The organism is Rubrivivax albus, assembly GCF_004016515.1.
Classification (GTDB): Bacteria; Pseudomonadota; Gammaproteobacteria; order Burkholderiales; family Burkholderiaceae_C; genus Rubrivivax; species Rubrivivax albus.
The window spans coordinates 1-16,329 of sequence record NZ_SACT01000016.1; the positions used below are offsets into that span (position 1 = coordinate 1).

The window sequence follows — 16,329 nt, forward strand, 5'->3', positions numbered from 1 at the left end:
GGGCCATCACTCGTATCTCCACTGCTTGCTCCTGGGTCAACATCGACGGCCAAAAGGCCGTCAGCTTCGCCCAGGTGGGTCAGATTTACTTCGGCGCAGTGGGTCAGTTTTGCATCGGCGGCGACAACTGGCATCGAGGGCCTCAAGCCACACGCGCACCAAGGTGGTTCTTTTCGACAGTTAGTTGCAGGGGCTGGTGGGGCAGACACGCGTAATGTGTCGAAAACCGACCCGTTACCGACACATAAATCCAAAGACCCACCTGGGGCTTCGCAACTATGTGTCGACGTCAAAAACCGCGGCTGACAATGACTTGGCGGTGGCGAGGCCTGAGACTAAAGTGTCGAGCGGTGTGTGCGTTCGTTGACCATCAGACTCGATCAGTCGGAGTTTGGGAACAAAGTGTCGATGCTGGTCCTCATGCGATGCCGCATCAGGCCAGCAATTGTGCAGTGAGGCATCGCCGCGATCGTAGGTCCATCAGTCTGACTCCTGGGAAGCCTGCTTGCGCTGCGGCCCCTCAGAGCGAGACGGGTGGCCGCTTTGCAGCGGTTGCTGCCGGCCGCCGCCGACTCGCGTACTCACGCACTCCGCCAGCAAGCTGACGTCCGCCGTGATCACCGACGCTGGCCCGAGCGTCGGCTATCCGACGGACTGCTGACCCAGACTTCGGGCCTGGGCGCGCTTGCCGCTCGAATGTCTGCTCCTGCCAAACGCGGCGGACTCAAATCGACCCACTGCTGACGCTCACGTCTCCCGGAAGCTGCCCGACGGCCTGGCCTCGGCGATCAGCGATTGGCCTCCAGAAAGCCGGCGCCCGTGGGCACCAGGACTCGGCCATGAGCGGGTACTTGCGAACAACAGCTTGGCGGCTGCACATTGAAGGGCACCGTGCCGCACAAGAACCGTGGGACTCAGATCGCGTGCCCGTCTCCAAAGGAGCGCCCCTCTTGCTCAAACGAGACTGCCAGGTTTAGGTCGTGAATGAGCACCTTGCCCGCCACTATTTCGTGCCGAATCAGTCGCTGGCCGCTGACTACCGCCTTATCGGTGAAGTCCCTGAACCGATCGTTGCTGATCACGTATGCGTCCGACGTTGAAGCCGACTCCAATACGGTCTGATCTGCAGCCTGCTTGGACGCAACGATGTGCACCATGACTTCGCGAGGGAAGCCGTACGCTACCTGCTGGTCGTTCATCCTCAGGAGCCTGCGGATGCTGGCGTCGAACACCACGATTACGTGATAGCTGCCAGCCAGGGCATAGGTGAGCGCGTGCAAGGGCGCCAGCCCAATGAATTCCCGCCCTTCGTAGCAGAGGTTGTTCCCGTCGAGCACGAGCGTGGAGATCGGCCGGCTGGCGAGTTGCCCGATTTGCTTGAGTCTTGCCTCCACCTTCTCCAAATTTCGGCGAACGGCCTGCATGTCCCGCTGCTTCTTCTGCTTCACCCGCCCTGGCCCGCTCTCACCGCCGAAAGCCTTGCTGCATTCCTCGTGCACCATCGCCCTCTCATAGCTGTTGCTGGCGCCTGAGAGGCGCCGCTCGAAACTCTCGGCGAGGGTCACTTCTCCCTCAAGACTCGCTAGGCGATCGTTAAGCTGGTGCTGCTCCAGAAGCGGCGCGCTCAAGAGCGCGTCGACCCTCTGCTTGTCGGCCAGGAGCTTCGCCAACTCAGGGCGCAGTTGCTCCAGACGCAACTCAAGCGCACGCAGCTTCGCCTTCAGCTCGAGCGGTTTGAGGCTACGGTATCTGTCGAGTCGCGCCTGCCGCTGTTGGCAGACCTGCAGGACTTTCGCCGCTTCGGCTTCATGCTTGGCTATGTCCTTGTCCAGTTCCGCCAGGCGCTCTCGGGCCTCGTCACGCTCTTTCGCATGCTGGATACGCTCGGCGGAGAACCACCGCCGAGGGTCTAGGCCCAGTTTGGCGTCATGGGACAGTTGACCCTCTTTAGCTGCTTCCCTGTTCCGCCTTTCCTTTAGCCCGTCAAACGCCGACCTGATCCGCCCAGCCTGCCGCTTGCTGGCGGCCAGCGCTTCAGCCTCTGCGTCCAGATTGAAGTTGGAATGCCAGACCAGTTGCTGCGAGCACTCCTCTCTCTCATCTTCAGTCGACCTCACTTGACGCTGGATCGCGGAATGACGTTCCGTGAATGGGTTGTATTCCAAGAGATGTCCTCCGCTTTCAGGGGAACAAGAGAATCACTTCGCGCGGCCGATCGGGGTAGCAGGGCGACTCTGTCCAACAAAATACTCCGCAATTGCTGCGGGTTAGCTGCCCAGATGGGAACCGTCGCCCTTATCAATAGGAAAGCAGTTGGATCAAGAGCCAGATGCAAAACGGAATCCAGATCGCGCACATGAACGCAGTCAGGACCAGTCGCAATCCGAGCACCAGCAAGCATCGCTTCACGTATGCCCACCAGTTTTCGCCATAGAACATTTGGTACGCATCGGACGAGTGCCAGATGGCACTGGCAGTCCTGCCGACGCCTTTGTCAATGGCCTTCCACCATGTGCCGCTGCTCCTAGACACGGTGCGACGACGGTGATCGCTGCGCGTGTAGTGATTACTGCCGCGGTAGCGATTGCGGTCGTTGCTCATGCTGTCCTCGCCTCGCGCGCGGGGCCCTTGGTACCGAGCGATCGTTCAACCCGGAGAACGAACGCGGATGCATGACGTGGAGCATCCTTCCTCCGCCCATTCAGACGCGGGCGCTCCGGTTGGGACCAGTGGGAGAGTCGCAGTTCACCCGTGCGTCGCAGCGAACGCACTTCAATGCCAAGGTCGCGCGCGAGCGCAAGCAGCTTAGCCAAATCCAGGCCGTGATTCATATGTAGCTCCAATAACCGTCGGCAATAAACCGACCCAATATGAAAGTGCGACGTAGAACCGCCGCGAATCCCATGCCCTAGAAGGGCAGATCGTCCGCGCCTTGCGCAGCGCGTCGAACCTCCTTTCCGCCACCAAATAGCAAAGCCTCATGCTCGTCAAGGTCCACGAAGTCGACTTCCCCCCGGGAAGGGTCTCTCAATAGTCGCTGCCACCGTGGATCAAGTGCACCACCAAAGAACGCAAGTACGTTGTTTGCCTGGGAGCTCTTGCGAAGGTGCTTCGCCCTCTGAAGCGACGCAGCAAGCGGATAGCTGTCAGACACAACGACGATCCGCTGGTCCTCGGCCAGCCGACCCATGGCAAACGCGATTTGGCTGTCGAAGCGAATCAACCGGCTGGTTGCGCGTGATTCGCCAATCAGGCCCAACACGCTCGACGGATCGATCATGAAACTGTCAGACGGGCTGACACGTCGAACGGCCCAGAGCAGCTCCTTCTCAGCGAACTCCAAGAACCGGTTTTGCCCAGCGTTTTCAGCAGTTGCCGATGTCCACATGACCCACGTCGACGACATTTGCCCATGGTCACGCTCAGGGGGAAAGAGTTCACCGTCGAGCTTGCTGCAGAGCAATTCCACGAGACTGCGATAGTCGAGCGGACGCCCGTCACCAGCGGTTCGAGCAGCGAGGAACAGCGCGCTACCGTCAACGAGCACGGTAACGGGCGAAGAGTTCGACGCGGGAGTTGTGCGCGGACGCGCGAGATACGGCTTAGTCGACATATCGCCCTCTAATGAGCGGTTAATGGATGGACTCTAGCACCCAGCCCAGGCGAACGCAAGCTGCCGGGGACAGTATGGTCCGGTCAGGGTCGTGGCGGTAGTGGTGAACCGCTGGGTCTCATCCGGCGCCCGCTGGCGCTGCCGGCCGATTACTTGCACGCGAGGGTCCGAGATGATGACCTCGGACAGTCCAAGGTCGCCCGCTGCCTCTCATTCGCCCTGGGGCTGCCTACCGATGTGTGCCCGCCGTTGCGGGATCTCGTCAGGCGAGTCCGCATGGCGGTCCGAGCGGCGGCTTTGGGGCGACCCGGTTCGGGCAGCGAATGTCGCTGATGGGTCGACAGTGCCAGTTCGACTCAACACAGAGTGGTCGTTCTACGAGCCGCCCCCTGTGACCCGTGCCCGCCGCCTACGGCCGGTCGAGGAGCAAGCGCAGGAACTCGATATCGCTGAACCCGGAGCGCTCGCCGAGTAGCAGGCGACGGGTCTGGCGTACGGCGACCATCTGGCGCTCGGGCAAGATGATCATGCGCTGCTTGCCCGCACCCGCGGCCATCCAGACCTGCGTCACGGGCAGCGTGTCGGCGCCACCCCGATAGAAGTCGGTAGCGTTCTCGGTCGTGCCCTCGAGTGGCACCGCAGCCCCCCGGGGTGGCTTGAGCCACCACGTCAGGCCGTAGCCCGGATGGGTGGTCGAGCCGACGAAGTTGTCGGCCAGGGCAGCCAGATCGACCCACTGCTGGCCGTTCCACTTTCCGCCCAGGCGCACGAATTCACCGAACCGAGCCCAGTCGCGGGCCGTCATGGCCCCTCCGCCGCCCCAATCGGTGCCGTCGCGCGCAAACGGGGTCAGCGGCCTGAACTCGAGGGTGATGCCCAGGCCGTCGAGCAATCGGCGTCGGAGGTAGGCCTCGTAGCTCTCGGTCTTTAGCTTGCGCGCCATCAACGCGGCAAAGATCTGGAAGGGCGCCTGCCCGTACGCGAACCGAGTCCCGGGCGGGTGGGCCAGCCGCCGCGACACGGCGTCGTCGGGCGAACTACGCCCGCCCCGGCCGGGTGCCGGCGTGTCGATGCCGCTGGTCAGGCTCAGCAACTGGCGAACGGTGATGTCCCGCCGACCGTCATCGCGCCACTCGGTCAAGGTGTCGGACACGCGCTCGTCGAGACTCAGCAACCCGTCCTGTACCGCCGCCGCCGCGGCCACGCCGGAGAAGGACTTGGTGCCCGAGGCCAGACGCCAGCGCTCTGCCTCATCAGCTGTCTGACGGTACTGCTCGTGAACGATGGTGCCATTGATCATGACCAGGCAGGTCACGCCGTCGAACCGCTTGCTGTAGTCGCAGGCCTCCCTGGGCCCTGCGGTGGCCGGGACGCTGACAGCGAGAGCGATCACCGAAAGAAGAGCACGCGAAAACATGGCTTTGAAGACTCCGGGAGGGCGAGCCGAAGAACGCTTCTTTGCAAACCCTGTGACTGTGGCTCGCCGGCCGCTCGACAGTCCAGGAGTCTGAAGCGTTTCGCGACTTGCTGCGAGCGCCCGGCAATGCGATCGTCGACCGCTCGCTCCAGGCAGTCAGCGGTCCTTCGCGGCACGGGCCCTCGAACGACTGGTCCCGTCAGCTACCGACACTCGGCTGGCGCGCGCGAGTGACTCAGTTCAGTCTATTCCTGACTCACCCCCGACTCCATATGTGCTGTCGGGCGATAGTGGTCTGAAACGGCAAGCGGCGGCTCCGCGGCCACCGGAGGCGTCGGGAACAGCAAGCTCGCCCTAGGTTCCCCAGCGGCACTCTGGCGGCCAATGACACTATCCTGGCCGACCCTCCGAAGCTAGGATGTGGTCGCACCCCCTTGGAACTATGGCACCCCAGCCCGCTCCGGCCGCCGCCTGCATCAGCACCGCATGAGACGGGCGGACAGCGGCAAAGACTTTCGAACCCGGCGCCTGCCTAGCGTATACAGTGAATCAGCAGCCACGCCTTCTGACAAATGCGGGCGGCTGCAGGCTGTGACATCCAGCCAGCGACAGCAGCGGAGCGCCAGGGAGAGCAAGCGATATGTCCGAGGGACCTGAGCAAAGTGTGGATGCAGCCGCCGTGGAGCTGCGCTCAGGTGTGGCGGTTGACATCGAAGCGGACCCCACGCTGGGCTACGCTTCCATCCAGAACGCTGTCCCGGTCCTCAGGTCTCTGCGCCTGACGAACCACACCGAGCAGATCCTGGAGAAGCTGGTCGTCCTGATCACGTGCGCCCCACGCTTCGCCCAGGGCGTCAAGCTTCAGTTCGATCAGCTTGGACCGGGCGAGACGCGTCGTGTGTCACCCATCGACCTGAAGCCCGAGCACGGCTACTTGTCGGAGTTGCAAGAAGCAGTCAAGGCCTCTATCCGGGTCTCTGTCGTTCACGGCACGGATGAACTCGCGCACATCGAGCAGCTGATCAACGTGCTTGCTTACGACCAGTGGGCCGGCACGCGAGCACTGCCGGAGCTACTGGCAGCGTTCTGCATGCCTAACAATCCAGCGGTTGACTTGTTGGTGGGCAAAGCCTCGAAGCTATTACGGGCAACCCATCCCGAGCTCTCGATGGATGGCTACCAGTCCAAGAGCCGGGATGTGGTTTGGAAGCAGGTCTCGGCGTTTTACAGCGCCATCTCGGCTGAAGGTTTGCAGTATGCGGAACCGCCGGCGTCCTTCGGGACAGACGGTCAGAAGATTCGCACGCCCGACCGCATCCTCGATGGGCGCGTGGCCACGTGCTTGGACTTGGCGATGCTCTTTGCATCCTGCCTCGAGCAAGCGGGCCTTCACTGTGCCATCCTGTTCAAGGAGGGCCATGCTTGGGTCGGGGTGTGGCTGCACTCCGCATGCTTTCCGGATCCGCTCACCGACGACGCCCTAGCGGTGCGCAAGCGGGTCGACAGCGGGGAGTTCCTGGTCTTCGAGACCACTGGCGTGGCGCAGCACCACAGCAGGCGTCCGTCCCTTCGCATCGCAACGGAGCAGGGCCGCGAGCATCTTTGGGAAGACGAGTCCTTTCGGTACGCGGTCGACATCCACCGAGCACGCGAACTTCAGATCAAGCCACTTCCCTCCAAGGCTGCAATCGTCAAGCGACAGGAGGCGGATGAGATCGAAGAGCCCGCGGCCATCGAGCCCACACCAGTCCTGCCACCGCTGGACCCGGCGTTCCTCACCCCCATTGAGGTCGCCAACGCTGACACGCCAGAGGGCAGGCTCGCCAGCTGGAAGTCCAAGCTCCTGGACCTCACGCTGCGCAACAAGCTCCTGAATTTCAAGCCGACGAAGGCGACGCTGCAGCTCGTCGCGCCAAGCCTCGCTGAATTGGAAGACGCTCTGGCCGCTGGCTCGGAGTTCCGCATCAAGCCAATGCCTGCCTTGATGGAGGGCAAGGACCCCCGATCCGCGCAAGTCCATGCCAATCGAGGCGGTCGTGCCCCCATCGATGACATGGCGGCAGATGCACTCGCTGGCGGCGAGCTCATTGCAAAGGTGTCGCAAGACGCACTCGACGGCCACCTGCTGGCAGTTTTCAGCGCTGCCCGCACTGGGCTTGAAGAAGGCGGCGCCAATACCCTCTACATCGCGCTGGGCCTCCTGCGCTGGACAGAAGCCGAGAAGGCGGAGTCAAGCCACCTCGCCCCCATTCTCCTGGTGCCAGTCAGTCTGACGCGCCAGTCGGTGCGCAGCGGCTTTCGGCTGACTCGTCATGACGACGAAGCCATCATCAACCCGACACTGCTGCAGCTCTTGAAGAACAACTTCGAGATGCGCGTCCCCGGCCTGGACACCGTGCCGCAAGACGACAAGGGTGTGGACGTCGCCAAGGTCTTGCAGGCGTTTCGGCTCGCAGTGCGCGAGATCCCGAAGTGGGAGGTGGTGGAGCAAGCGCATCTTGCCATCTTCTCGTTCACCAAGTTCTTGATGTGGAAGGATTTGGCGGACCGCACCGAGCAGCTCAAGACGAATCGGGTCGTCAAGCACCTCATCGACCACCCGGGTGAGGCTTTTGCCCACGAGGCGGCCGATGACCGCTACTCGCGACTCGATGCTCACTACAAGCCGCAGGACATCCTCGCTCCGATGCTCTCCGACTCGTCGCAGCTTGGAGCCATCTGCGCGGTGGACGACGGGCGCGACCTGGTGTTGGAAGGCCCGCCGGGGACTGGCAAAAGCCAGACCATCACCAACCTCATCGCACACACCTTGGCCAAGGGGCGGACGGTGCTCTTCGTCTCCGAGAAGATGGCGGCGCTCGAGGTCGTCCACCGTCGCCTGGAGAGCATTGGGCTGGGGCCCTTCTGCTTGGAGCTGCACTCGTCGAAGGCAAAGAAGTCGGAGGTCTTGCAGCAATTGGGCAAGTCACTCGATGTGGCCGGCGGAAAGACGGCTCAGGACTGGTTGCGGGAGGCGGAACGCCTCGCGCAGCTGCGCGCTGAGCTCAACGCGCTGGTCGACGCCCTGCACAAGGACTACCCCAACGGCCTGACGGTCTTTGGCGCGATCGGCACGTGCATCGCCAATGGTGGTGCGGAATCATCACCGATGCCCTGGATGGACGCGCTCACGCACACGCGCGAGCAACTCGATGCGCTGCGCGAAACCTCGCGGCGGATGTCGACGCTGGCCAGTGCCTTGGGTTCGCTCAGCGGCCACCCGCTCTCGCTCATTGGTCGAAACGAGTGGTCGCCCAGTTGGCAAGACTCGCTGCTGGCAGCCTCAACCACGCTCGACACCGCCATCCGCCTCTTGCGGGAGAAGGCGCAGCTTGTTGGCAAGGCCGTCGGAGTTCCCGCGCAGGGACTGTCGCTTGAAGCCTATGCTGCGCTCGATGAGCTTGCCGACACGCTGCTTGCTGCTCCCAAGGTGCCGCCTGGCCTGGCTCGGCAGGCCCACGACGCGACGGTTCGGGCTCGGGTGCACACCTTGGCCCAGCACGGCAAGCAGCGCGCTGCGCACTGGCAGCGCGTCGGAGAGGGTTGGAGCGGGCAGCTTGCCAAGCTGAACGCAGTGTCGCTGCAGGGCGAATGGCGGCAAGCCACCACCGCCTGGTGGCCGAAGTCGTGGTTTGCCAGGCGCTCGTTTGCCGGCAACCTGGCCGCAGTGAGGGGCGACGGAAAGCCGCCCACGCCTTCCGCTATCGAGGCGATGCTCGCGCCGCTGGCTGACGTCAACGAGGAGGACCAGTTCCTGCGAGGTCTGCACGCTGAGGCAGAAGTCTTGCTGCAAGGAGCCTACGCTGGCCTCAAGACCGACTGGGGTGCGCTCGAAGGCCATGAGCAATGGGCGGCGAGGTTTGACGCGGCGGTGGTCAAGGCGTCGGGCGGCGAGTCAGAGACCTTGGCTTCGCTGCGCGCTGCAGTGCAGCCGCTCGTCTCCGAGAACAGAGCACTTCTGGCGCCGGGTGCCGCTGTCGGCCGGGCGCTGCTTGAGTTCAGAGACGCTTGGCGAGAACTGAGGCAGCACCTGGACGCGTTGGTCGAACTCGCCAAGCCAACTGAGGCCATTTCCGGCCCGTCACATGCTGACGGCGCCCTCGAGCGAGTGCAAGGTGTGCTTGCAGGCTGGCAGTCCGCCAGGCGCCAGCTGAACCCATGGTGCCTGTGGCGCAACGCCCGGGACACGGCCATTGCGCAGGGTCTTCAAGGTCTGGTCATTTCATTGGAGAGTGGCTCGGTCGCACTGCCGTCGGTCGAGGCCCACTTTGAATTCAGTTACCAGAGCTGGTGGCTCAAGAGGACCATCGACAACGACCCCGTATTGCGCGGCTTCTCGAGCGCCGACCACGAGCGCAAGATCAAGGAGTTCCGACAGGCCGACGACCGCTTCCAAAAGCTCACCGAGCGATACATCGCAGCGACCTTGGCCGCCCGCATCCCGACGGCGGCAGCAGCCGTGGTCAGCGCCGATAGCGAGCTCGGGCGCCTGCGCAGAGAGCTGCAAAAGCAGCGCGGCCACGCGCCCGTGCGGCAGCTCATCCGGGGGCTACCGACCTTGCTGCCAAAGCTCAAGCCCTGCTTGCTGATGTCGCCTTTGTCCGTGGCGCAGTACCTGGATGCGGGTTTTGCGCAGTTTGACCTCGTCGTCTTCGACGAAGCCTCGCAGATCCCGGTGTGGGACGCCGTTGGCGCCATCGCCCGCGGTAAGCAGCTCGTGGTGGTGGGTGACCCCAAGCAACTCCCGCCGACGAACTTCTTCAACAAGTCCTCCGACTCGGACCCGGACGGCACAAGCCCTGACCAGGTCGACGACTTGGAGAGCATCCTCGACGAGTGCCTGGGGGCCGGCATGAACCGCCTGAGCCTCAAGTGGCACTACCGTAGTCGGCACGAGAGCCTCATCACCTTCTCCAACGTCAACTACTACGACTCGCGCCTGGTGACATTCCCCTCACCGGTCACCGACGACATCGCCGTGCGCTTCGAGCGCGTGCACGGGGTCTATGACCGGGGAGGATCCAGAACCAACCGGGCTGAGGCGGAAGCCATCGTCAAGGGCATTGAGCAGCACTTCTTGTCGGCTGACGAGAAGGACCTGACGCTGGGTGTGGTGACCTTCAACCAGCCCCAGCAAGACCTGATCGAGACTCTGCTCGACGCCAGGCGCAATGCAAGCCCTGCGCTCGACAGGGCAATTGCCGCCAGCGTACGGGAACCCTTGTTCATCAAGAACCTGGAGAACGTTCAAGGCGATGAGCGCGACGTCATCCTCTTCTCCATCACCTACGGCAAAGATGCTGCAGGGAAGATGCTGATGAACTTCGGGCCCCTCAACGGCGAGGGAGGACATCGGCGCCTCAACGTGGCCATCTCCCGAGCCCGAGAGGGGGTGGTCATCTACAGCTCGTTGATGCCAGAACAGATTGACCTCGCTCGCGTGCGTGCTGCAGGTGTGAAGGACCTGAAGAACTACCTCGAGTTCGCGCTCAAGGGGCCACGAGCCATCGTCGAGCAAAGCCTGCCTACAGGCCTGGGTCCGGATAGTCCGTTTGAGACGGCGGTCATCAAGGCGCTGCGCGACCGCAACTGGACGGTGCATCCGCAGGTAGGCTGCTCAGGCTACCGGATTGACCTGGCGGTGGTCGACCCACGGGCGCCCGGGCGCTACTTGGTCGGTATCGAGTGCGACGGGCGCTCCTACCACTCGGGTGCCACCGCGCGTGACCGCGACCGTTTGCGCCAGCACGTGCTGGAGAGCTTGGGTTGGCGTATCCACCGCATCTGGTCGACGGATTGGTGGCTCAATCCGGACGCCGAGATGGAGAAGCTCTTGGCGCGGATTCAGGGCCTTGCTGACGCAGAAGATGACGAAGACGACGAGCAGCCATCTGCCCAGGCTGACAGCAAGACGAGCGACACTGACGCGGAGCCACCGATGCCGTTCGAGTCGGCGACGTCCACTGCGCCCGACGAACATGCAACGGCTCAAGCCCTGCCGGTCTACGTGCCTGTGAGTCTGCCTTCTGGCGACCCAGTTGCCTTCTACGAGGCACGCTCAAATCGACGGCTCGAAGAGCATCTGCGCCGAGTGATCGACGCGGAGGGCCCGCTTCCTGAGGCATTGCTCTTCAAGCGTGTAGCCCGCGCTTGGGGTCTTGAGCGCACGGGGCCTCGAATCGCAGAGCGCCTGCGGGGCCTGGTGCCCACGGACATTCGCCGCACCAAAGACGGGGAAGTCGCCTTCTACTGGCCTACTCATGCCGATCCGAAGACCCCGTGCCGGATTCGCGTCGCAGGTGCTTCAGAGGACTCCAAGCGCCATGTCTCAGATGTGTGTGCCCAGGAGATTGCGGCACTCGTGCACCACGTGCTGCAAAGTGCAGGTGCCACTCCAAAGTCAGATCTTGCCAAGGCTGTCTGCAAGGTTCTTGGCATGGCCAGAACTCCAGCCGATGCGGAGGCACGTGTGGTAGCCGTGATCGACGGCCAGATAGCAGGTCGTGAGCTCAACCAGGCCGACGGCTACGTGAGGCCCGCCTGATGGGGCCTATAGGGAGACTGGCCACCTTGACAGTATGCCGAGACGTTGGCGTACGCGCGGTGCTTGGACTCTTCTAGGCTGCGAGCCTTCCTGCCCCCGGCTTCGCGGCGGGAACAGGAGCCCCAGCAGGGCGCCAAGTTTCGGTGGAGTCCTCGTTCGAGGCGACGATTCCGCTCACACGGATCGCCAAACTGACGAGAGGGGGCCACTGGTGTCGATGCGCCGACGTCTCGTGACTGTTGAACCATACCCAGTTCTCGCCCAGTTGATTGGCCAGCTTGGGGAGGCTGTCCACCCTCCATGCGGACAGCGTTTGGTGGACAGGCGCGGGAAGACCTTTGCGCTCAATCATGGCGCCGATGCCGCGTGGTGTCCAACCTCTTACCGGCATAGCAAATGGGATCTCGTCAGATTCACAGAGGCCCAGTTGAAGCAGCCGAAACATCTCTCGCAGCATAGGCCAATAGCCAGGAGGAGCGGCCCAAGCCTTGGCCTCGCCGCGGACGCCTCCGCACAAAGGACACGGATCATCCGCTAGATGCGGAGCGCCGTGACGTGTGAACGGCGACTTGCACCTTGAACAGCAGGTTTCGAGTGCATCGCCGTGTTCAGCGCAGTGGCGTGCCACCGGCCATTGGTGGTGAAGGCGCCAATGTGCGTGACCGTAGCGCAGCTGGTCCAGCGCCACACAGGTGGGGCAACGTCGAAGCGTGGCCGACTCGACCTGGTTCAGCCTTCGGATGGATCCTGCGCTCGGGTCACGCGCACAACCTCCTGTCATGAGGCGATTTCTCCACGCCATGGCTTCCGGGGCCAGCATCAACCGCGAAAACAGCGGGACGTGGCTGTGGTGATCGACGATGAGCGATGGTGGCAGCCAGCCATCGAGTACGCGATCTGCCAGCCACCGGGCGCCTTGTCCCAGACTGAAATCCCTGTCCAGCAGCGTGCCGCGATTTCCGCTCGCACGGTACCGCCGGACGTCGATCTGTTGGCACCGTGCCCAGGCGCTCAAGAGCGAATGGACGGTTGCGAGTCGAGGAACATCTGGCCTCATGTCAGTCTGCGAAAAGTTCGCCCTGTGGGACTCTGGCGCTGGGCAGACGATCCAGCACCCGGCGAAGAGTCGTCGGTGCGTGAGTTCGAAGCCAGGCAACCTCCTGCCGGCAGTTCACCAGAAGCATTGACCGGGACATCGCCGGCTCGGCGTCGATCGCGGCATTCATGCGGGCCTTCGCACCAACGAGGCGCTCGAGATGCACCCGCCGCCCCCACGCGAGTGCGAACTCAGGGTGTTCCAGCATCCATTGCCTGACCGTTCCAAGGCTTACCCCGAGCGTCTCCATCACGCCCCTGACGGTCTGGTTGGTCTTGAAGGCCTCCTCGACCGCCTCAGGAAGCGCTACGCGTACTGACTTCCCGTCATCGGGCCAGAGCAGGTATTGGTCGCCCGACTCAATGGCGACCTGACCATTTGCTGCCTCGTCGAACGCCCGCAAGGCCCGCTCCAGGGGTTCTTGGCTCCAGAGGCAGGTCCAGAGCACCATCCACTTGAGCGGATGCTCTCGACTGCGCCCCCGCAGCATGGGGACGACCCAGTTGCCGCGAGGGAACGTGACCGCGTCGCCCTGCCTCCTGATCCAGCCCATGACTGGTCTGGACTCCACCCAATCTCGGATCCTGCTCGTGTTGAGCCTCGCATGGGAGGTCCTGATTAGCGATGAACCTCAGCAACCCTGATTCCGCGCTCCGGCAGCTTCGGTGCGGCGACGAGTGCGCGCAGCAAGCTGCCGAGCATGCCGCGCATGTCGTAGCGCCGGTTAAAGCGGAACTGCACCTCGGCGAGGTAGCGGTAGCCGTACTTGGCGAACTTGATGGCGTGGTACGTGCCGGTCAGCGCCGTCTTGACGTTGCCGATGAGCGTGTTGACGGCGCGGAACTTCTCGTTGAGCACACTGGCCTTGCCGCCACCGGTGATCTCGCGGTCGTGAACGGCGCCCATCGAGGCGGCCACGGTGAAGCAGCCCAGGCCGTCGGAGACGACGGTCAGAGGCAGCCCCATGCTGGAGGCGATGAATTCCTTCATAGCCTCCTTGGTGAACGGCCGCGCCGACAGGCAGGCCAGGTGCGCACGGCCGTCCTCGGTGGTCTGCACCGCCACGACGAAGGGCACCTTGTTCTCCGAGCCGCGGCCGGCCTTGCCGCCGCTGCGCTCCCCGCCGAGGTAGGCGTCGTCGACCTCGACGCGCCCGGTGAGCTGCCTCTCGGACTCGGCCAGCGCCATGGCCTGCAGCAGCTTGTGCTTGATGAGCCAGGCGGTGCGGTAGCTCACTCCGAGCTGGCGAGTCAGCTCCAGCGCCGAGACGTTGTTCTTTGCCTGGGTGAGCAGCTGCATGGCCAGAAACCAGCGCGTCAGCGGCAGCTTGGTGGCCTCGAAGACGGTGCCGCTGGTGACGCTGCACTGGTACTGGCAGCCAGCGCACTGCCAGTACAGCCGACCCTCGCGCCGGAACGAGGTGCGCGACTGCATGACGCCGCAAACCGGGCAGACGAAGCCGCCGGGCCAGCGCGCAGCCACCAACGCATGCTCGCACTGCTCCTCGGTTCCGTAGCGGCTCATGAACTCCGGCAACGACAACCCCTTCTGGAACTGGACTCGGTTCATCGGCATGGCGCATCTCCTGGTGGGATGCGCCCATCCTCGGCGCTCACTGGCTCACAGAATGAGCCTGCTGAGCTTGCTCGCTAATCAGGTGGGAGGTTGCCAGTCCGAGATCGCGAAGCCGTCGGATGCAGTTGCTGGCCAGGCACTCGGAACTGGCCTGTTCGATGGCGGGAATCCGACGGGCAAGCGCAGTCAGCCGTTCCAGGGCGAGGGTTTCGGCTTGCGTCGCTGGTCGCCCGAGTTCGACGTCCGACTCCCCAGGCTTGCCCCAGATTGCACGGGCCACACGAACTTGTTCCAAGGGTCGATGGTGCGAAGGGCACCACCACACACCGGGCAGCTGCTGCTCGACCATCCAGGTGGCGTATCCCTTGTCCTTCTGCTGCTCACGACGGCAGTCAGGACAGGAGCGCAGAGGATGGTGCGCACCAAGCCTGGACGCCGGTAGCCCCAACATCTGGGCAGCACTGGTGCCATTCACGTCAGTCACTGCGTCGACGACGTTCTCTCTCGTGAGTGCATCAGCGAAAGGCCAGTACGCAGCCAGGACGGTTCGGTTGCGCAGAATGTCTTCCACTGCGCCAAGTCGGCCGCCTGTGGCCGCGACGAACCGGTCCATTCCGACCGGTACATCCACGTTCCGGCAAGCATGAGATCGGCCGAACAGAATCGTCCCCAGAGACTTGTTGGGGCGGCCTTCCAGCGTGTGAACGCGCGAGCACCATCCGTATAGCGATTCGCCCTCCCACCAGGTCGGTATGTGGCCGAGGGACATATGGACGGACGATTGGTCTGGGAGCAGACTCGTCGAGGTCATATCGTCCCCTGGTCAGCCCGAGCGGCGGCGCCGCTTCGGCTGTGTGCGTCGCAGAGCTTCGCCGGGGAGGCCCGGAATGTCTGTGAACTGCGTCTCCCCGCCCTTCAGCCCGCTGAGGTAGCTGTCGATGATCTTTCGACCTTCCACCATTGCTGAACTCTGGAGCGCCAGCGCGATGTCACGTTGTGCGACATGGCTGCCCTTTCGCTGGATGGCAGACATGGTGGCTTCGCGGCGCAGTACGTTCAGGTAGTGCTTGAAGCCTCCCGTCCAGGCATGCAGCTTGACCGGCAGATCGTCGATTGGTTCGTCGGCCTCAGGAAGCAAGTTCTTGCCCCAGATGCCCGGAACGAAGTCGTCTGTCCACTCGTTCGCCGTTGGTGACGCCGTGGGCTGCAGTTCATGAAGCCCGGCGTCCGACAGCCTTCCCATGAGCTGCGAACTGGTGTCCAGTTCCGTGAAGGCGTTTGGATTTCCCATGAGGATGGTGGGGATCCCGGCGTTCAGAACCCGGAGGAAGAACGTACCGAAGTCCGATCCGAACTTGGTTGTTGCCAACTGGTTCGTCTCCTGGGCCTCTTCGACGACGAGTAGCCCACACCGGTGCATCGCCAGCTTGGCGAGAAGCTGCACGAGCTGACTGTCGATTGAACTGTCCCTGATCTTCGTGTCTCTGGCGTAGGTGGTCCCGAGGATTCGGTCCAGTTCGATGAATGCCTGCATCAGGAATCCACCCTTGGTGGCGTCCGTCGGCATAGGAATGACCAGGTAGACAAGCTGAACCAGTTCGATCCAGCCTGCCTCGGTGTTCTCGCCTCGCCGAATGACTTGCGGGTATTGGCTGAGCACCCGCTTGATCAGCTGGGTCTTGCCTTGTTTGGTGATGCCCTCGATCCGCATGCCGCGAGATGCCGCGTTCACCCAGGGCACGTCCAGCACACCTCGCTGAGCGCCGTATGCCAGCTGATGGAGTCGCCGCTTCTGTTCCGGGCTGTACGGGTCCCGGTCGATCAGCCCTCCGATGAGCATGCGATGGATCTGAGTTGCGATCGTCGCCAGTTGGTAGGTGGGCACGAAGAGCTCCTTGTACCGGTCCACGAACAGCTGTGCGTATTTCACGTCATCGCGGACACCCATTTCACGGGATCGCGGACAGCATTTCACGGGAAGGCGGACACCGTTTCACGCTGATCGCGGACAGCGTTTCAGCGTGATGGCGGACAGCAGCAGCGCG

General features: G+C 63.3%; 9 protein-coding genes. 1 reads left to right on the plus strand and 8 read right to left on the minus strand.

Annotated features, from left to right (window positions below; all coding sequences use genetic code 11):
* Window positions 1–914: 914 nt before the first annotated feature.
* The 4 genes from ENE75_RS24105 to ENE75_RS24120 form a co-directional block, all read right to left on the minus strand.
* Complete coding sequence (locus ENE75_RS24105; protein WP_128201561.1) at window positions 915–2,165, minus strand: NYN domain-containing protein; 1,251 nt, start codon at window positions 2,163–2,165, stop codon at window positions 915–917.
* Window positions 2,166–2,298: 133 nt separating this feature from the next.
* Entirely contained in the window at window positions 2,299–2,601 is a 303-nt protein-coding gene (locus ENE75_RS24110; protein ID WP_128201563.1) for a hypothetical protein, read from the minus strand.
* 307 nt (window positions 2,602–2,908) lie between these two features.
* Window positions 2,909–3,469: a hypothetical protein gene (locus ENE75_RS24115; protein ID WP_128201565.1), complete on the minus strand. Its 561-nt coding sequence runs from the start codon at window positions 3,467–3,469 to the stop codon at window positions 2,909–2,911.
* 553 nt (window positions 3,470–4,022) lie between these two features.
* Window positions 4,023–5,030 (minus strand): serine hydrolase domain-containing protein, encoded by a 1,008-nt coding sequence (locus ENE75_RS24120; protein WP_128201567.1) that lies wholly within the window; start codon window positions 5,028–5,030, stop codon window positions 4,023–4,025.
* 640 nt (window positions 5,031–5,670) lie between these two features.
* Here ENE75_RS24120 and proA point away from each other — a divergent pair.
* Window positions 5,671–11,613 carry an anti-phage protein ProA gene (proA, locus tag ENE75_RS24125; protein ID WP_128201569.1) on the plus strand — a complete coding sequence of 1,981 codons (5,943 nt, stop codon included), beginning with the start codon at window positions 5,671–5,673 and terminating at the stop codon, window positions 11,611–11,613.
* Window positions 11,614–12,671: 1,058 nt separating this feature from the next.
* On the opposite strand, the gene ENE75_RS24130 is transcribed toward proA, so the two are convergent.
* From ENE75_RS24130 to ENE75_RS24145, 4 genes are all read right to left on the minus strand, one after another.
* Window positions 12,672–13,262 carry a hypothetical protein gene (locus tag ENE75_RS24130; RefSeq protein WP_128201571.1) on the minus strand — a complete coding sequence of 197 codons (591 nt, stop codon included), beginning with the start codon at window positions 13,260–13,262 and terminating at the stop codon, window positions 12,672–12,674.
* 65 nt (window positions 13,263–13,327) lie between these two features.
* The gene (locus tag ENE75_RS24135) at window positions 13,328–14,284 is read right to left on the minus strand and encodes an IS1595 family transposase (protein ID WP_128201573.1); all 957 of its coding nucleotides are present in this window, start codon (window positions 14,282–14,284) and stop codon (window positions 13,328–13,330) included.
* A 37-nt stretch (window positions 14,285–14,321) separates the two neighbouring features.
* On the minus strand, window positions 14,322–15,095 hold the full coding sequence (locus tag ENE75_RS24140) for a TniQ family protein (protein WP_128201575.1): 774 nt from the start codon (window positions 15,093–15,095) through the stop codon (window positions 14,322–14,324).
* 12 nt (window positions 15,096–15,107) lie between these two features.
* A complete protein-coding gene (locus ENE75_RS24145) occupies window positions 15,108–16,169 on the minus strand; it encodes a P-loop NTPase family protein (protein ID WP_128201577.1) in 1,062 nt (353 codons plus the stop codon).
* Window positions 16,170–16,329: the final 160 nt, after the last annotated feature.

Coding starts and splice junctions, on each gene's coding strand:
- ENE75_RS24110 (WP_128201563.1), bottom strand. CDS start 2,601: ATGAGCAACGACCGCAATCGCTACCGCGGCAGTAATCACTACACGCGC.
- ENE75_RS24120 (WP_128201567.1), bottom strand. CDS start 5,030: ATGTTTTCGCGTGCTCTTCTTTCGGTGATCGCTCTCGCTGTCAGCGTC.
- proA (WP_128201569.1), top strand. CDS start 5,671: ATGTCCGAGGGACCTGAGCAAAGTGTGGATGCAGCCGCCGTGGAGCTG.
- ENE75_RS24130 (WP_128201571.1), bottom strand. CDS start 13,262: ATGGGCTGGATCAGGAGGCAGGGCGACGCGGTCACGTTCCCTCGCGGC.
- ENE75_RS24135 (WP_128201573.1), bottom strand. CDS start 14,284: ATGCCGATGAACCGAGTCCAGTTCCAGAAGGGGTTGTCGTTGCCGGAG.
- ENE75_RS24140 (WP_128201575.1), bottom strand. CDS start 15,095: ATGACCTCGACGAGTCTGCTCCCAGACCAATCGTCCGTCCATATGTCC.